This window comes from Leadbettera azotonutricia ZAS-9, assembly GCF_000214355.1.
Classification (GTDB): domain Bacteria; phylum Spirochaetota; class Spirochaetia; order Treponematales; family Breznakiellaceae; genus Leadbettera; species Leadbettera azotonutricia.
On record NC_015577.1, the window covers coordinates 792,102 to 810,121 of the forward strand.

14 protein-coding genes are annotated in these 18,020 nt (G+C 41.9%); 13 read left to right on the forward strand and 1 reads right to left on the reverse strand.

Features of this window, described 5'->3' with window-relative positions; genetic code table 11:
- The first annotated feature begins 322 nt into the window (after window positions 1–322).
- From TREAZ_RS03535 to TREAZ_RS03560, 6 genes are all read left to right on the forward strand, one after another.
- The gene (locus TREAZ_RS03535) at window positions 323–1,216 is read left to right on the forward strand and encodes an ABC transporter permease subunit (RefSeq protein ID WP_169312600.1); all 894 of its coding nucleotides are present in this window, start codon (window positions 323–325) and stop codon (window positions 1,214–1,216) included.
- Entirely contained in the window at window positions 1,216–2,103 is an 888-nt protein-coding gene (locus TREAZ_RS03540; protein WP_015710440.1) for a carbohydrate ABC transporter permease, read from the forward strand. The genes TREAZ_RS03535 and TREAZ_RS03540 overlap by 1 nt, the downstream gene beginning before the upstream one ends.
- 23 nt (window positions 2,104–2,126) lie before the next feature.
- On the forward strand, window positions 2,127–3,680 hold the full coding sequence (locus TREAZ_RS03545) for an extracellular solute-binding protein (RefSeq protein WP_015710441.1): 1,554 nt from the start codon (window positions 2,127–2,129) through the stop codon (window positions 3,678–3,680).
- 140 nt (window positions 3,681–3,820) lie between these two features.
- Window positions 3,821–5,938 carry a hypothetical protein gene (locus tag TREAZ_RS03550; RefSeq protein WP_148257661.1) on the forward strand — a complete coding sequence of 706 codons (2,118 nt, stop codon included), beginning with the start codon at window positions 3,821–3,823 and terminating at the stop codon, window positions 5,936–5,938.
- A 75-nt stretch (window positions 5,939–6,013) separates the two neighbouring features.
- On the forward strand, window positions 6,014–7,363 hold the full coding sequence (locus TREAZ_RS03555) for an ADP-ribosylglycohydrolase family protein (RefSeq protein ID WP_015710443.1): 1,350 nt from the start codon (window positions 6,014–6,016) through the stop codon (window positions 7,361–7,363).
- Window positions 7,364–7,599: 236 nt separating this feature from the next.
- Window positions 7,600–8,520, forward strand: coding sequence for a nucleoside hydrolase (locus tag TREAZ_RS03560; RefSeq protein ID WP_015710444.1), 921 nt, complete (start codon window positions 7,600–7,602; stop codon window positions 8,518–8,520).
- A 172-nt stretch (window positions 8,521–8,692) separates the two neighbouring features.
- On the opposite strand, the gene TREAZ_RS18390 is transcribed toward TREAZ_RS03560, so the two are convergent.
- Complete coding sequence (locus TREAZ_RS18390; RefSeq protein WP_043922795.1) at window positions 8,693–9,001, reverse strand: hypothetical protein; 309 nt, start codon at window positions 8,999–9,001, stop codon at window positions 8,693–8,695.
- A 323-nt stretch (window positions 9,002–9,324) separates the two neighbouring features.
- On the opposite strand from TREAZ_RS18390, the gene TREAZ_RS03570 reads away from it, so the two are divergent.
- The 7 genes from TREAZ_RS03570 (at window position 9,325) to TREAZ_RS03600 (ending at window position 17,987) form a co-directional block, all read left to right on the forward strand.
- Entirely contained in the window at window positions 9,325–10,359 is a 1,035-nt protein-coding gene (locus tag TREAZ_RS03570; protein ID WP_015710445.1) for a PDDEXK nuclease domain-containing protein, read from the forward strand.
- Window positions 10,360–10,434: 75 nt separating this feature from the next.
- Window positions 10,435–11,787: an ADP-ribosylglycohydrolase family protein gene (locus TREAZ_RS03575; protein ID WP_015710446.1), complete on the forward strand. Its 1,353-nt coding sequence runs from the start codon at window positions 10,435–10,437 to the stop codon at window positions 11,785–11,787.
- Window positions 11,788–11,804: 17 nt separating this feature from the next.
- Complete coding sequence (locus TREAZ_RS03580) at window positions 11,805–12,962, forward strand: GNAT family N-acetyltransferase (protein WP_015710447.1); 1,158 nt, start codon at window positions 11,805–11,807, stop codon at window positions 12,960–12,962.
- Window positions 12,963–13,032: 70 nt separating this feature from the next.
- The gene (locus TREAZ_RS03585; RefSeq protein ID WP_148257663.1) at window positions 13,033–14,271 is read left to right on the forward strand and encodes a hypothetical protein; all 1,239 of its coding nucleotides are present in this window, start codon (window positions 13,033–13,035) and stop codon (window positions 14,269–14,271) included.
- Between the two features lie 55 nt (window positions 14,272–14,326).
- Entirely contained in the window at window positions 14,327–15,793 is a 1,467-nt protein-coding gene (locus TREAZ_RS03590) for a lyase family protein (RefSeq protein WP_015710449.1), read from the forward strand.
- Window positions 15,786–17,222, forward strand: a complete 1,437-nt coding sequence (gene guaB, locus TREAZ_RS03595) for an IMP dehydrogenase (protein WP_015710450.1) — start codon at window positions 15,786–15,788, stop codon at window positions 17,220–17,222. Before TREAZ_RS03590 ends, guaB begins: the two co-directional genes overlap by 8 nt.
- A 72-nt stretch (window positions 17,223–17,294) precedes the next feature.
- Window positions 17,295–17,987 carry a TIGR02757 family protein gene (locus TREAZ_RS03600; RefSeq protein WP_015710451.1) on the forward strand — a complete coding sequence of 231 codons (693 nt, stop codon included), beginning with the start codon at window positions 17,295–17,297 and terminating at the stop codon, window positions 17,985–17,987.
- Window positions 17,988–18,020 lie beyond the last annotated feature (33 nt).

The window sequence follows — 18,020 nt, forward strand, 5'->3', positions numbered from 1 at the left end:
TTTGTAGTACTTTTCTGAAGTTTTGTCAATTGGGAATAAAATATTTTACTATAAATATAAAATTTTTTAGTACAAGGTCTTGGTTATCTCTATAATTCGTTATATTATATATAATTAACAGATATAATAAAAAAAGATAGAAAATTTTGATAAAACGCTTGACATTTTTAACCTTGATCTTGTATAAATAAAAATTAAGATATTACTAAATAATTTTAGTAATATGAAAAAATTTATATGGAAGGGGCTAAACTTGATTAGGGAAAGGGATCGGTCATTTTCTCAAATATCTCCAAATAGCCATTTATGGAGGCAGCGGATATTGGATGAGATTAAATCAAATTGGATCCTTTACTTATTTGTTTTTCCGGCGTTTCTTACAGTTTTATTTTTTAGTTATGGACCGATGGTGTTTTTAATAACTTCATTTTTTGATTACAACCCCATACGAGGTCTTATGGGAAGTCGTTTCATAGGATTTGCAAATTTTGCAAGGGCGATTAATGATAAATATTTTTGGCAAGCCTTTGGAAATACTGTATTTATTAAGACCAGCGAGACTTTAATAACATTCCCCCTTTCAATAATACTATCGCTTTTTCTCTTTGAGGCTAGTCGGGGTTATAAAAAAATAGTGCAAACCGCAACAATATTGCCCTATTTCATTTCATGGATTGTTGTTAGTGCTATGTTTAAAAACCTTCTTGCTCCCAGTGGAGGTCTTGTTAATGAAATTTTGGTATCGGTATTCAAAATTAAGCCTATTGCATTTCTTACAACGAGTTCAACCTTTCGGTGGGTAATAATTTTACAGGATGCCTGGAAGTATGGCGGATATTTTGCAGTAATCTACCATTCTGCAATGATAGCCATTGATACCACGTTGTTTGAAGTTGCAACTTTGGATGGTGCCGGTAGGTGGCGCCAAATGGTTTCAGTTACTTTGCCTAGTATTAAGCCAACGCTGGTTACCATGTTTGTCTTGTTAACCGGTTATATAGTAATTGGACCTTTTGAACAGGTTTTTGCTCAATACCATCCGATTGTATATGATACAGGTGATATTGTTGAGACTTATTCCTATAGATTGGGATTATCGCAATATAAATATGGCTTTGCTGTCGCCATCGGTTTTATCCAGTCAATCATTGCTACAACAGTAGTTTTGATAGCCAATTTTGTTTTATTGAAGAAAACAAACGAAAGGGTATTTTGATGAATAAAGATGTCCAGGAAAGATTGCGCATCGGGATCAAGAGTGATCCTATCGGTTTTTTATTCATCCATGGTACTCTTCTAATAGCGATAATTTTAACCGCATATCCTTTGTTTTATGTATTGTTATTGGCTGTTATGCCTTATAAAAACTTTGTTCAAACCACTATTCATTTTCTTCCCAATGGATTTACTACAATATATTTCAAGCAAATATTTTCAGATGCAAATCTTCCTTCAGGATTTATTGTATCAATATTCCGAACAGCTGTCGGGACAATATTGAGTGTTGTATTTACAATGATGGCTGCATATGCACTCTCAAGCAAACGACTTAGGTTAAGTAGAGCCTTGTCTATATTCTTTTTGATCCCGATGTTTTTCTCTGCTGGCATTATTCCATTTTATTTAACAGTTAATGCCTTTAAACTAACTAATACATTTTGGTCCATGATTTTTCCGAATATTTGTATGCCTATGTGGTTTTTTGTTGCGAGGGCTAATTTGTCAAGTTATCCACAGGAAATTTTGGAAGCAGCACATATTGATGGTGCTGGACAGTTACGTATTTTTTGGAGAATAGTATGGCCCACCAATACGCCGATCATTGCTACTATTGCGATGATGTATGGTGTGTTCCATTGGAATGAATATTTTTATACGCGAATCTTGGTACATAAAAACCTGTGGACGGCTCCAGTGCATTTATATAACCTTATTCAACAGCAGAGACTTTTATCTAGTCTTGGAATTGGTGCGGTTATGACAGAACCGCTTTGTTATCAGGCCGCAGTGTCTGCATGTTTGATTTTGCCTATTTTAATTGTATATCCCTTTTTACAGCGATTTATCGTTTCTGGATTAACGGCAGGTTCTGTAAAAGGATAAATATTATTTCAGGAGGAGCAGAGATGAAGAAATTTTTATTGTTGTTGGTAAGTATGGCTTTAATAATGGCCATACTTGGGTGCTCGGGTAAAAAAAATAATGCCAGTGGTTCTGGTGGTCCTGATTCTATCCGAATGATGATAACACAGAGTGGAGGAGGTATTTCAGATTGGGCAAACAATTCTATTTTTCAGGCAATTGAAAAAGCAACGAACACAAAAATAGAAATGGAATTTGTAGAATATGAAGGATTTCCAGAGCTTTTAACCACCGCTGCGGCTTCAGGCACTTTCCCTGATATGGCTTCGTTCATTTTCCATGGGTCAAAGACATTCCTTCAGACATTGGTTGAAAATGATATTATAGCGGCATATGAAGGAGATGTAGCAGCAGCATGTCCAGAAATAATAAAAAGATATGCTGAAAACCCAAGTCTGACTGAACTGAAAATAAATGGGAAAATATATTTTCAGCCGCTGTATTGGGGAAATAAAAATGATCCAAATATTGGACTTATTCACATACGTAAAGATATAATTGATAAATATGGCTTAAAAATACCGGATACGTGGGATGAGTATCTTGAGTATTTAAGAACTTGCGTAAAAAAGGAAGGGATTTATGGAGTTACTTTTAACGGACAGGCTGCCGGTGATGGCCTTCAGCAGGCGTTAAATGTTTATTTAGGTTCTTATAGTATACCTTATGTTGGATGGTATAAAGATGATAAAGGGAACTACCAGTATTGGTTAACTGCAGAACATTCATCTGATGCTATCGTCGCTTTCCGGCGTTTATTTGCCGAAGGGCTTGTTGATCCAAATGTAATGACATATAACGAGGAAATGCTGAAGAATTCATATATTTCAGGACGTAATGGGTCAATGATTTATAATGGTGGAGGACATATTGGTCGTACTCAAAATGATTTTGCTTTAGTAAACCCTGGTTATAAAGAATATGTAACTCAAGCCTTGGATTGCGGTGGTGGTTCTCGTGGTTATACCCAGGAGCCAATGTTCGGACAGTTAAATGCCATTGGAGGAACCCCTTATAATAATCCGGTTGCAGCAGCAAGGATTGTGAATTTTCTACAAAGTGCAGAAGGTGAACAGCTTACAGCTATAGGAATTGAAGGGGAAGATTGGAGACGTGAGAATGGAAATATTGTCTGTCTTGAAGCTAAATACCAACACGGCTTTCCTAGAGAAGCTGGTGTGAATGGTGCGCATCCTCTTTCAGCAGGTATTGTTAGTTGGCAGTCTCAGGCGTGGCAAGATTTTAATCTTCTTTATGGTAAGGACGAGGCTTATAATAATTGGTATAAGGAAATGAGAGATAATCAATGTCGTTATCAGGTACCAGCTTATGGAATTATGCTAACTACACCTGAATGGTCAGATTTTCAGGCGGTAGGCAATGATCTACTTCAAAGGGCCATAGCAACTGCTTGGCATGCCAATTCTGATGATGAAGCACGTAGAATTTGGACTAATTTTGTAAAAGAATGGGTAAATGCTGGAGGTCTTAAAGCTTCTGCAACAGTTGAAAAGATACTTAAACAAATGTATGGTTAATTACTGATTTGTAATTTATATTACGCGAAAGGATAAAGCACAAGGCTTTGAGTTAATAATTTTCTTAAAGCTTTGTGTCTTTCATTTAGAAATATTTTATTATTTATTAAGGAGATACTATGAGTTTTTATACTGAAAAGATGGAACAGCTGAAAATGGTTCCTATGAAATCAAATCATCCTAATTGGATATGGAATCGAAGTGATACCCATATTTTTTTAAAAGTGCCAGAAGCACATGATGCATTTGCTACAGTAGTTGAGCCTGGTAATTCTTTTTCTCCGGGACCAGGATCCTATGGTGTTTCTACATGGGTTACTGTGGATAATAAGCTTTATGCTCCTGAGAAAATAGATTTAAAGGAAATTCTCTGGGAATTTGAAGATAAAAAGTATCCTATTAGTCATGCTTTGTGGGATACTGGAGATATAAAAATAGATAGTTCATTATTCACTTGGCAGAATGGAGATATAATTGATTATAGAGATTATTTTAGAGTAAAATTATCGAATAATGGTAAAGTATCAAAAAGAATAAAATTTGATTTAGTTATTAGGTCATTTGGGGCAGCCGGTGGTCCAATTGGAAAATTAAGTGAAAAAGATGGTATTATTTATATAAATGGAGCAGCACTGGTTTATGCTGAGACAAAAGGAAAATTTGGTGCTGTAAGTTATGCTGAAAATAAAAAAGATATATCGGAATATTTGCAAAACAATCAATTCCCAGAAACCAAAGAAGTTGAAGATTCTGAAAAATGGGCCAGTGGGAGTCTAAGATATGAATTCGATTTAGATGTAGGTGTTGAAAAAATATTTGATTTTGCTTTTCATCTTCATGCCGAATGTGATTTATATAGTTGGCTTAAACAATTGACTTTCCCGATTGAGTTTGATATGAAAAAACAAGACTTAATAAGGAAATGGAATGGATTAACAAAATCAGAATTACATGTACCTGATGAAAGAGTATATGAAACATTCCATGCCCAAATTAATCATTTGTATATGGCTTCTGGACTTAATGCACCGCATATATCTCCCATAACGTATCCTACTTGGTGGATGCGTGATTCTGCTTATATATGTACAACGCTAGATCAATGTGGGCTTCATGACTTTGCAGGAAGATCTGCTCATACAGCTGGACGGTATAATGTTTCTGCCCCTTTTGGTCCGGAGGCAGATCTTCAAGGTTGTAGAATTTGGGTTATAAGTGAACATTGGTTATTAACTCGGAATAAGAAATTTTTAGATGATAACTATTCTTATATTACAGAAAACGCTGAAGAAATATTATTAATGATTAATGCTGATAAACCTCTTCGTTTTTATTGTGAATCGTTTAATCATCAAACCATAAATTGGCCAGAGGTGGTTTATTCTTGTGCTCCTGCAGAAAATGGTATGGCTAAAGGTCGCATGGATTTTGTTAATCGAGATTTTTATTGCAATAGCTTTTGCTATTTAGGGTTGCGAAGGGCCGAAATGTGTGCAAAGGAATTGGACAAGACTGATGATGAAAAACGTTATGGTGAATCTGCCGCCAAATTACGGAAGGCAATGCTTGATTACGTTCCTGGTCATTTTACTAGAATGGCAGGTTTTAGTAAAGCTATTGGATCATTTGTTGGTGAAGAGTTAATTTATACTCATCATGATTCTTGTACTACATTTTATCCTGGTACATGGGGTGATTTAAACAATAAAGAACTTCTTGATGCCTATGAAAATTATTGGAATAAATATAATTGTCCTAATGGAAAACCTTTTCACGAGGCTCTTTGGACTTATATGGAAATAGGCGATCTTCGTAATCGTCTTATACTTGGACAAAGAGAAAGAGTCTGGAGTGTTTTGGATTATTATTTTAAAATACAAAATAGTCCTGGTCTTTATACATGGCATGAAAGTAACAAAGATGAAAACAGTCTTTTCTTAGCGTGGGAAAAAGTACGTGGATGGGAAAAGGCTCCATTTGTTACACCCCATGGCTGGACCGGTTCATTAATGCTAGGGATGATGCGGGATATCATGGTACGTGAAGATGACAGAGGAAATATTTATCTTGGTAGTGGTGTGCCTAAATCTTGGATGGATAAACCCTTTTCCATTGATAATTTCCCTACATATTATGGAGTTATTTCTTATAGTTACACTCCAAAGGATAAGAAAGTTAAAGTTCATTTGAACAAAACAAGCGAGTGTAAAATCATTTCTTGTTTCCTTGGTGATGTAAATATCGAAATAGTTTCTTAAAGTTAGTAAAAAGTGGAATATAGGGGTTTAACTGGATATAGTTAAACCCCTATTAGGATATACATTGGGGGTAATATGGATACTAGGTGGATGACTCTTTCGGAGACCGTTAAAATTGAATTGTATCAAAGTATGGAAGAAGGGAGAGATGTAAAAAGCTTTGAAGAAGATGTAGAGCAAATTCTTGAAAATTTTAAAATTGGTCAATTAAGGGAGGAAGATGCGAGGATTTTAATAGATCGAATAAAAAATTCACCTATTAAGGTTGATTATTCATATTTTGAACCTGTAGCCTTACTTGAAATAAAAAAATTAAAGCCCAAAAAGGAAAAAACGACTTTAAATAAATTTGATAAAAATTCATATTATAATAAGATTTATGGTGCTTGGCTAGGGCGCTGTGCTGGTTGTTTATTAGGGCAGCCTGTTGAAGGATGGATGAGTAATAGAATTCTTGGAATGTTAAAGGAAACAGGAAATTATCCAATTCATAATTATTTATCCTCTGCAGTTGATAAAACTATTCGACAAAAATATAGTATTGTTGATGAAGGACACGTGTATGGAAGTAATTTTATTAATTGGATTAATAATGTCTCCTATATGCCGGAGGATGATGATACCAATTATACAATTTTATATTTGAAAATTTTGGAAACTTATGGTAGAGATTTTACCAGTGAAAATGTTGCACATAGCTGGTTGATGGATGTACCAATTTATCATGTTTGTACAGCAGAGCGTGTTGCTTATATGAATTTAGTTAATAGAATCCTTCCTCCTCTCTCTGGATCATATTACAATGCCTATAGGGAGTGGATAGGAGCTCAAATAAGAGCAGATTTGTTTGGCTATATTAATCCTGGAGATACTGAAATGGCAGCTGAATTTGCATGGCGTGATGCAAGAATAAGTCATGTAAAAAATGGAATTTATGGAGAGATGTTCTGTGCGGCAATGATTGCGCGTGGAGCTGTAAGTGATGACATAATTGATATTATTAAACAAGGTCTTGGCGAGATTCCTGAAAAGTCTCGATTAACAGAAGGTATTGAAAAAGTTCTTAATTGGTTTAAGCAGGGATTATCATGGGAAAAGGCACTGGAAAAAATACATTTATTATATGATGAGGGTAACAATCATCATTGGTGTCATACTATATCAAATGCAATGATTTGTACTATAGCTCTTCTTTGGGGAGAAAAAGATCTTGAAAAAACAATAGGGATAGCTGTATGTGCTGGTTTTGATACTGATTGTAATGCTGCTACCACAGGTTCAATTATTGGTATTATTAATGGAGCTTCAAATTTACCAGAGAAATGGATTGCTCCTTTAAATAATAAAGTCAAATCTGGTATAGATGGTTTTGGCCTTACAGAGATATCTGAATTGGCTGAAAGAACAATGAAAATAGTAAAATAAGAGAAGGATCTGATAGACTAAATACTGGATCAGACAGGCATTAAAAGGAGTACCAATGAAGTCTTGGGACAAGAGGGATTATTAAAGTGGCTTACAGATAAATTGAGTAAGTATCAAAAAAATATTGTGAAACTATGTTTCAATTAACCTCGGAAAGAAATTTATTAAAATTTACTATACAAGTGTTAATATATTAAGTTAAAAAGTATATGTTATATCAATGGTAAGGATAATTAATGGAACAGGACAATGCCGGGCTGCTTAAACGCCTGAGGAAACCTTCGGGTAAGGATATTGATGTGATCATTGATACCGATACCTATAATGAGATTGATGACCAGTTTGCCCTGGCATTTCTGATTAAATCTGATGAGAGGCTCCACCTTAAAGGCATTTATGCCGCCCCGTTTTATAATGCCAATTCATCAAGCCCTGCTGATGGCATGGAAAAAAGCTATGATGAAATTTTAAATATCCTTACCCTTATGAAGCGTGAAGATCTAAAGGGGATAGTTAAAAAAGGTTCCACAAAATACCTTCCTTTGGAAACCGAAGCTGTAGATTCACCTGCTGCAAAGCATCTCGCAGAAATAGCTATGTCTTACACCGAGGATAAACCTCTTTATATTGTTGCAATTGGCGCAATTACGAATATTGCTTCGGCTTTGATCCTCAGGCCGGAAATAAAAGATCGCATTGTCCTGGTTTGGCTGGGAGGCCATGCCCACCATTGGCCCGATACCAAAGAATTCAATATGTTTCAGGATGTAGCAGCTGCCCGTGTTGTTTTTGGCTGCGGCATTGCACTTGTGCAGCTCCCCTGTATGGGGGTAGTGTCTTCCTTCACTGTGAGCGGACCGGAGCTGGAATATTGGCTCCGGGGGAAAAATGAGCTTTGCGATTATTTAACCGAGTATACAACAAAATCGGCTATTAAAGACGGAGGCATGCCCAACTGGACAAGGGTTGTCTGGGATGTAACAGCTGTTGCCTGGCTATTGGATGGAGACTATATGCTGGACAGGCTTGAGCCAAGTCCCATCCCCCAATACGATCATCATTATGGTTTTGATCCAAACCGCCATTTTATCCGCTATGTGTACCATATCAACCGGGATAAGCTTTTCAAAACTCTTTTTGATACACTGGCGAAATAATTTCTCACCATGCCCTGACTTTTGCTTCCTCAGAGGCAAGGACATTGACTGTATCTCCGGATTGCTCGACCACATATAACCCTTGGTTAAGGGTGTAGTTTAGTACATTGTTGGGAATAATTGCCCCTGCGATGGCGCCGTAAAGCTTCCGTTTGTCATTGTGCAGATCTGCTCATTGGCGCAATTTTTCCATGCGTTCAATATGCTCAAGAATATCCTTATTATTGGGTTGGGATTTAATCTCCACTGCCATGGCACAGTCTCCGTTCTCAAGGAGAATATCAATTTCGGTAAAAATTTGATGAATGGTATCTTGGATAAGTATATGATCTGAAGATTTTCCAAAGGTATAGCCGAATTGATGGAATTTTTTGTGTAGGTTTGGGATGAACATATATTCAATAACACTTCCAAATTTTCGCCCCAAGTCGCTGACAATTTTTTTTGTTTCTTTAAATTTTTTGTCGGTTTCCTGGAACATAGCCCAAACCTTTTCAAAGTTAATTCTGAGTCGTGCTGTATCTGTGCTTCCGTCTCTGCTTCTCTTGAATAATAAAAATATACCATACAAGCGTTAAGATGTCAAGGATAAAAATTTGGACATACCAAAAAATTCAAACGCAATTATTGAGAAAATCTGCTCCCGGTGAGTTGCCAAAATCTTCGACCCACTTTTCTTCCTTTTAGAGCCAGGAGGACTACTAGAGGATGTCCAACCTTACAAGTCCTATTGTAGATTGACAACTTGAAATCCTCTACGGAAACCTGGATAATAATGCAAAATATATGGGGATTTAGGGTACCATGGATAAGTTGATAAAGGCCGACAAAGTATATATTGAATTTATCCGCGATATAAAGCAACGCATACAAACCGCGCAAATAAAAGCATCGGTAGCGGTAAATCATGGGTTGATAGAGCTTTATTGGGATATAGACGCAAGTATTGTCGTGAAGCAGAAACAAACTGCTTGGGGCGACGGCTTCTTGAAACAGATGAGCGTAGATTTACAACATGATTTTCTTGATATGAAAGGATTCTCCGTTACTAACCTAAAATATATGCGGCTATGGTTTTCATTCTGGTCTATAGAAACAATTGGTCAACAAGTTGTTGACCAATTAGGGCAAATCCCCTGGGGCCATAATCTGGTAATTATATCGAAAATTAAGGATCAGCAGGAAGCTCTATTTTATGTCCAGAAAACCATCGAAAACAACTGGTCCAGAGCGGTTCTGACCCATCAGATTGAGGGGAAACTATTCCAGCGTAGCGGGAAGGCAATAAACAATTTTGAAGTAATGCTTCCCAAACCGCAATCAGACCTTGCCAGAGAAACCCTTAAAGACCCCTATATGTTTGATTTCCTTATGCTCCGGGAAAAACACGGTGAGCGGGAACTTGAAAATGCCCTGGTGGATCAGGTTACCCGCTTTCTCATGGAACTGGGTGCCGGTTTTTCATTTCTGGGGCACCAGTATAAAATAACTGTTGGGGATGAAAATTTTTATCCAGATATGCTTTTTTATCACACCCGGCTTCATTGTTATGTAGTTGTGGAGTTAAAGGCGGTTAAATTTAAGCCTGAATTCGCCGGGAAGCTTAATTTTTATATCTCTGCTGTTGATGGGATATTGAGGACAGAAGGGGATAACCCGACCATCGGCATGTTGATTTGCAAGTCAAAGAACAAAACAATTGTGGAATATGCTTTAAAGAACATTAACAAACCGATTGGTGTCAGTGAATACGGGATAAGCAGGGTTTTGCCTGATGAATACAAGTCATCGCTGCCGAGTATTGAGGAGATTGAGGCGGAGTTGGAGGGGGTGGGTTAAGATGTCAAGCATAAAATTTGTAATATAGCGATTTTATCTCAATAAGAGTATACTTACCTATTCAGGAGATTCATCATGAACCATCTTTGGCTCACCCTTTCCGAAACGGTGTTGATAGAACTGGAACAAAGCGCTGACGAAGGTAGGGATGTCCGGGCTTTTGCTGATGAGGCCCATCTTATCCATGAGATGTTCGGCCAGGGAAAACTTATGGAGGACGAGGCCAGGCGTTTGCTGGATAAGATCCGCGAAGCTCCCATCGCTTCCGATTTTTCCTTTATTGAACCAAATTGCCTTGAGGGGATAAAAAAAGCCCGCCCCGGGAATCGCAAAACGGATAATTCTGGCAAACCCAGGGGCGGGGAGTTGTACGACAAGATTTATGGCGCATGGCTGGCGAGGTGCGCCGGCTGTTTGCTTGGGCAGCCTGTTGAGGGCTGGCGAAGGGGGCGCATAACCGGGCTGCTCAAAGAAACGGATAATTATCCTGTAAAGAAATATATTTCGTCAAACGTTGGCGAAGCATTGCGGGCAAAATACCGCATTGCTGACGAGGGCAATGTTTACGGCAGCAATAAAATTAACTGGATCAATAATGTTTTGCATATGCCCGAGGATGATGACACTAATTATACTATCCTCTATTTAAAGACTTTGGAAACTTATGGCCGCAATTTTACTTCTGATGATGTATCGGCAAGCTGGCTTATGAATGTGCCCCTCCTTCATGTGTGCACTGCTGAGCGGGTTGCTTATCATAATTTTACCAACCAGATAACGCCGCCCCTTTCGGGTTCCTATTATAATGCATACCGTGAATGGATAGGCGCCCAAATCCGTGCCGATTTTTTTGGCTACATTAATCCAAGCGATCCGGAAACAGCCGCAGAATATGCCTGGCGTGACGCAAGGATAAGCCATGTAAAAAATGGCATTTATGGGGAGATGTTTGTGGCCGCTATGCTTGCCCGTGCTGCAATCGACAGCGGCATAAAAGATATCATTGATGCGGGCCTTGGGGAAATTCCGGAAAAATCCCGCCTGACCGAGGGCGTCAAAAAAGTTTTGGCCTGGTATGATGAGGGCATAAATTGGGAACAAGCTGTTGAAAGAATCAACCAGCTTTGGGATGAAAGCAATGGCCATCATTGGTGCCATACAATATCGAATGCAATGATTTGCACTGCGGGCCTTCTCTGGGGGGACGGGGATCTTGAAAAAACCATAGGGATAACCATCTGCGCAGGCTTCGATACAGACTGCAATGCGGCCACAACGGGGTCTATTATTGGCATGATGAAGGGCGCAAAAGGCTTGAGCGAGCAATGGATTAAACCGTTGGGCAACAAAATTAAATCGGGCATTGATGGTTTCGGTCTGACCGAAATATCAGAGTTGGCTGAGCGGACAGTTAATCTGATCCAGTAATTAATATGAGGACTGCTATGACTGTTGAATATGAACTTGCAAGGTTAGAGGATTATGACGAAGTCATAGATCTGGGAAATTATGTATTTTCTGCTGCCCATGTTCCTCACGATTTTCCTGCAATCCTGCCCAAGCTTTATAGACGGGAAAATTTTATGGATGGGCTTCATTATATTGCAAGGGAAGACGGAAAAATAAAATCCATCATCGGGGTTTATCCCATGGAGCTTCATGTCCTCGGAGAAGTCCTCCAGGGCCGGGGCATAGGCATGGTTTCGGTGCACCCCTACAGCCGTTCCAAAGGCTATATGAAAACCTTGATGAATCTGGCCCTGGACGATATGAAGCGCGACAGGGTGGCTTTTAGCTGCCTGGGGGGCCAGAGGCAGCGTTACGAATATTTTGGCTATACCCCAGTTGGAACCAGGGTTGGCTTCTGCTGCGATAAAGCAAATGTCAACCATGTAAAAGGAAGGGATTTTGTTTCATCCCTTTCTCTTAAACCGCTTGGCCCTGAGGATGCAGCCTGCCTGGAAAACATACGGCATATGCACGAAAAAAAGCCGATGTATTTTGGACGCCCTGCCGAAAGCCGCCGTTTTTATGATGTCCTCAATTCATGGAGGGCAGGGGTCTATGCGGTGATGGAAGGCGATGAGTTTTTTGGCTATTTTATTGGCAATCAGAAAATCGGCCAAATTACAGAAATCAATTTAAAAGACAGTTTCCGTATCATCGAGGCAGTAAACCTCTTTATGAAGGATCGTAGCGATCTTACAGTAAGGGTTCAAGCCTTTGACCGGGAAAAGATGGCAGCCCTTTCTGACTTTGCAGAGGACTGCCAATTGGACACCGCATATAATTACCGTATTTTTAATTTCCCGGCAATGCTAAAAGCATTGTTAAAATTCCGCTTAAGCCTTGGCAGCGTTCCTGACGGGAAATTGAGCTTTAAGATAGGCGAACAGGAACCCCTGAATATTGCTGTTTCCCATGGAGAAGTCTCTGTGACGCCATTCCCCGGCAAGCCTGATCTTGCCTTGAGCGAGCTTGAGGCAGTGTCGTTTTTCTTTTCGCCTTTGACGCCCCTGGCTTCTTCCCTTGTAAAAGGGAACCCTTTTTTGCAGTCCCTGTTGCCCCTTCCATTGTTTATGGAACACGCCGATGAGGTGTAGCGTCAGGGTATATAATGAAACCTTGACAATTATGCCCGACAGGTTCAAAATATTATTTAAGAGGCAAAATATGAAGAAACATACGATTTTTGGCTTGGCTCTGCCGGTTTTGTTGGCAGTTCTTGCTTTAGGCGGATGCTCTACGGATGGAGATAGCAATAGCCGGGATAGCGGTATTCTGACTATCAGTAATATGCCGACTGTTACTTCGGCTTCAATCTATATTCTGGATCAGAATGTCACTCTAACAAGTGTTCCACAAACAATTTTGGGAGGCGCTGTAGCAACGGCTACAAAACCATTACCGAATAGTACTGAATCTATAACATTGACTGAAGGCCTGCTTCCGCCCCAGCGTTTTACAGCCACTGGGGATTATTCCATTTTAATTGTCACTATTAATCCAGTGTTTACTGTATATAAGAATAATGTCCATTTTGATAATGGCTGTCTTTCAATTTCCTGGAATAAGTTATTCGAGTTTGGCAAAGGCGGAACTCTTAGCGTTGCTGATGTGCCGGTAAATACTATCAGTTTATTTGCATATCTAACTGCACAGTCAATCAGTTATGAAGATAAAGATAATATATCCAATATTATTACCAATCCTGCTGCGGCTGGAACAGGAGTAATTTCTGTTGAGTCTGCAACTGTAGATTTAAAAACTCTTTCTGAAACTCTGGGATTTGATAAAACAGGTTCCTATACGGTAATACTGAGTACAGGAGGTGTTCCAAGCCTTTTCAGAAACGATGTCGAGTTTGTAGATGGCTCTGCTTCAATTTCTTGGAATGATCTATGGGATATTGGCAATTATCAATATATTGTATCCGTTAAGGATTGTGCCAATATCGAAGCCTTGACGGCTTTTTTGAAAAGTGCTCCGCCCAATACCTCAAGTACGCCGTACAAGATTAATATTTCTGCGGGATCGCTTTCTGATCTTATCAAAGATGGTGATTGGTTAGGCGGGATTCTATCTGCTCTGAATGGCCACTATATTTCTCTTGACTTGGGCGGTGTTGCAGGAACTGCGATTCCTGACAGTACTTCCCGGCCTGCAGATGACAAAATTAAAAGTATTACCTTGCCTGCCGGTATTACCTCTATCGGGGCAAATGTGCTTGTTAATTTGACAGGACTCACCGGTCTAACCGTTAACGTTGTTAACCCACCTGTTTTGGCTGGTTCACTGGGTTCTGGTTTGACCCCCAGTATCTATGTGCCTTCGGCATCTGTTGTCGCATATCAAAACGCCGAAACTTGGAAGAATTATACAATAGTGGCTATAAGTAGCATTCTTCCCTAAAAGGACGAAGGCCGAGGATATTGACAAAAAATGGGCTTCTATGCCATAGTTTGACATGGAAGCCCATAGTTCAACACGGACAATTTTTCAAAATATAAGCTCTATCGATCACCGGTACTCAATTTCTGAAGCGGCTGTTTTTGACGCCCTGGTTCCCTGGATTTCCGAGGAAGCTTCGGTAGGGGCATGCGTCAGGGCGGAAATAGCCCTGGTCGTGGCCCATCTAAAAGTCAGGGGCCAGCTTAATGATTCTCTAAGGAAGAACCTCGAACACGCTACGGAAATTATAAGCCCTGAGGAAGTGTACGCCGAGGAAGAAAAAACCCGCCACAATATACGCGCCCTGGTGAATGTTATAAAGAAGAAAGTCCCTTCCGAGGTCGCCCCCCTGGTTCATCTGGGGGCTACCAGCGTTGACATTCTGGACACAAGCCTTTCGTACCGCATGAAGGGCGTTACCCTGGCGGTGGTACTCCCGGAACTCAAGAAACTCGAGGTCCTGCTCTGCAATTTTGCCGAGAAGGAAGCGGAGACCCCCCAGGTTGGCCGCACCCATGGCCAGCACGCGGTGCCCATCACTGTGGGTTTTGCCGTGGCGGAATATATTTCCCGCCTGGGCAAGTCCATACTCGAAATTGAGCGCCTTGCGGGGAACCTCAAAGGCAAGCTTGCCGGCGCTGTGGGGGCTTACAATGCCACCAGCATGATAGTCAAAGACCCCGAAGAGCTTGAACGTATCTACCTCGCTGAACTCGGCCTTGAACCATCCGAACATTCGACCCAGCTTGTAGAGCCGGAATACCTTCTCCGGCTGCTTCTGGAATTCAACACCGCCTTCGGTGTCATTGCCAATCTGGCGGACGATCTCCGCAACCTCCAGCGCAGCGAAATCGGCGAACTCCGTGAAGGCTTTGGGGCTGACCAGGTGGGATCTTCCACCATGCCCCAAAAGCGCAACCCATGGAATTCCGAGCATGTCAAAAGCCTCTGGAAGGCTTTCATGCCCAGGGTGATGACCTTTTTCATGGATCAAATCAGCGAGCACCAGCGGGATCTTTCCAATTCCGCAAGCCAGCGTTTTATTGCCGACTATGTTGCGGGCTTCAGCCTCGCAGTGTCCCGCATGTCCGGCGTAATCGAAGGCCTCGGCGCCGACCATGAGCGGCTTTTAGCCAACCTCAGGGGCAACACCGGCATCCCAGGCGGTGTCCTTGCCGAACCCGCATACATACTGTTGGCCGAAAGCGGCGTCTCGGACGCCCACGAAGTGATACGCAAGATCACCCTTGCTGCAGAAAAAGAAAAACTCTCCTTTGCCCAGGCCCTATCAAGGGAAAGCGATGTGCTTGCCCGTATTGGCAATAAAATGCTGGAACTTGGGTTGATATCAGCATCAGGCGAAGTCTCAAAAGCCGCCTTGGCATGGTTTGAGAAACCTGAACAATATTGCGGTTTGGCAGTAAAGAAAGCTAAAACTCTTTCTGCTAAATATAGAGAATTAATGGAGACAAAAAATGTTTGACGAAGCCTATTCCTACGATGACGTGCTCCTCCTTCCGGGGTATTCGGAAATACTTCCCAAGGAATGCGACATCGCAACTACCCTTTGTGCCGATATACGGCTCAACGTGCCTATCATTTCCGCGGCTATGGATACGGTAACTGAAGAGAAACTCGCCATCGCAATAGCCCTTGAAGGCGGCGCAGGCGTGATACACCGGAACCTCAGCCCCGAGGAGCAAGCCCGGCAGGCTGCTTCGGTGAAGCGTTTCCTTAACTGGGTTATTGAGACCCCGGTGACCGTGGGTGAGGATGCGAAAGTAAAAGACGTTAAAGCAGTGATGAACCGCTTCAACGTTTCGGGCCTTCCGGTGCTGGATACCAATAACCGGCTTGTAGGGATTATCACCGGGCGGGACCTGCGTTTCTGCAATGACGATACCCTCAATGTAGTTGATGTGATGACCAGAAATCCCGTGGTGGAGCAGGGGGAGCCTTCGGTCTCCAGCGCCAGGGAAAAATTCGACAAGCACCGCATCGAGAAACTTCCCGTGGTGGATGCCGAAGGGAGGCTCACCGGACTTATCACTGTCAAGGATATGGAGAAACATGCCTTCTACCCCAAGGCAGCCACCGACAAGGGCGGGAGGCTTATCGTAGGGGCGGCAGTTTCGCCCCAGGATTACAATGTGCGCATGCCCCTCCTAAAAGATGCCAAGATTGATTTTGTCGTTCTTGATACTGCCCATGGGGATTCAAAGAATGTAATGGCGGCGATACAGGGCATAAAAGAAAAATACGGCGTTCCGGTGATAGGCGGAAACGTGGCGACCAAAGAAGGGACCCGCAGGCTCATCGAAGCGGGGGCGGACGCAGTAAAAGTGGGCATAGGCCCAGGCTCCATCTGCACCACCCGGGTTGTATCGGGCATAGGGGTTCCTCAGTTTACCGCTGTATGGGACTGCGCCGAGGAAGCCGCCAAATCGGGCATTCCCGTCATTGCTGACGGCGGCATTAAATTCTCCGGTGACATCACCAAAGCCATAGGCGCTGGTGCAAATGTGGTAATGATAGGAAATCTCTTTGCGGGCCTTAAAGAAGCGCCGGGCAGCGAGGTTATTTTTGACGGCAGGATTTACAAGGAATACCGGGGCATGGGCAGCATGGGCGCCATTGCGGACGGTTCAGGCGATCGCTACCAGATGGGCAAGGACGAAACTCCCGTACCCGAGGGCATTGAGGGCCGGGTGCCTTATCGGGGCGAACTCCGGGAATACCTTAACCAGCTTAGCTCGGGGCTGCGCAAAGGCATGGGGTATTGCGGGTGTAAGGATATCGATGATCTCAAGAAGTACCGGAAATTTGTGAAGATAACCGCAGCAGGCCTCCGGGAAAGCCATGCCCACGATATTACCATTACCCAGGAAGCGCCTAACTATTCGAGGAGCTAGCCGCTGCAGACTGACATAAAATCAAGGCTCGATCTTTGGTACAAAAAGATCAATCGTCCTGAATTTATCCCTTTGGATCCGGTGCAGTTTCCCCATCGGTTTTCCAAAAGGGAAGATATCGAAATTGCCGCCTTTCTTGCCAGCGCCATTGCCTGGGGCCGCCGCGATCTCATCATCAAGTCCGCAGAGCGCATGTTCTCCCTTCTGGGCCTGAGCCCTCATGCTTTTATAATGGATGGCGATTATAAAAAACTGAAAGAAAATTGCGTTCACCGGACTTTTTTTGAAAAAGATCTGAAATATTTCTGCAAGGGATTTAAAGCCTGTTACAAAAAATACGGAAACCTGGAAAATCTTTTTGCGTCAGCGTTAAATGCACCGGGCGGTTCCGGCGATATATGGGAAGGCATCGTTTTGTTCCGCGAAGAGATGGCCAAAGGGAATGGCGGCGTCTATACCAAGCACATCGCCAACTCCGAAGCCAACTCAGCCTGTAAACGCATCAACCTGAGCCTGCGCTGGCTCGTCCGCCGTGAGGGACCAATCGACCTTGGTATCTGGAAAGGTATTTCTCCTTCTTTGTTAATTATTCCCCTGGATGTCCATGTGGGGCGGGTTTCACGTTCGTTGGGGCTTCTGGCTTCGGGCCGCCAGGCAAATGACAAAAAGACGGCTATTGCGCTGACAGAGAAACTGCGAGGCTTTTGCCTGGAAGATCCTATAAAATACGATTTGGCGCTTTTTGGGATGGGGGCAGCATTATAGGCCATCCATTGAAAAGAAAGCGGCCTTGGTGTA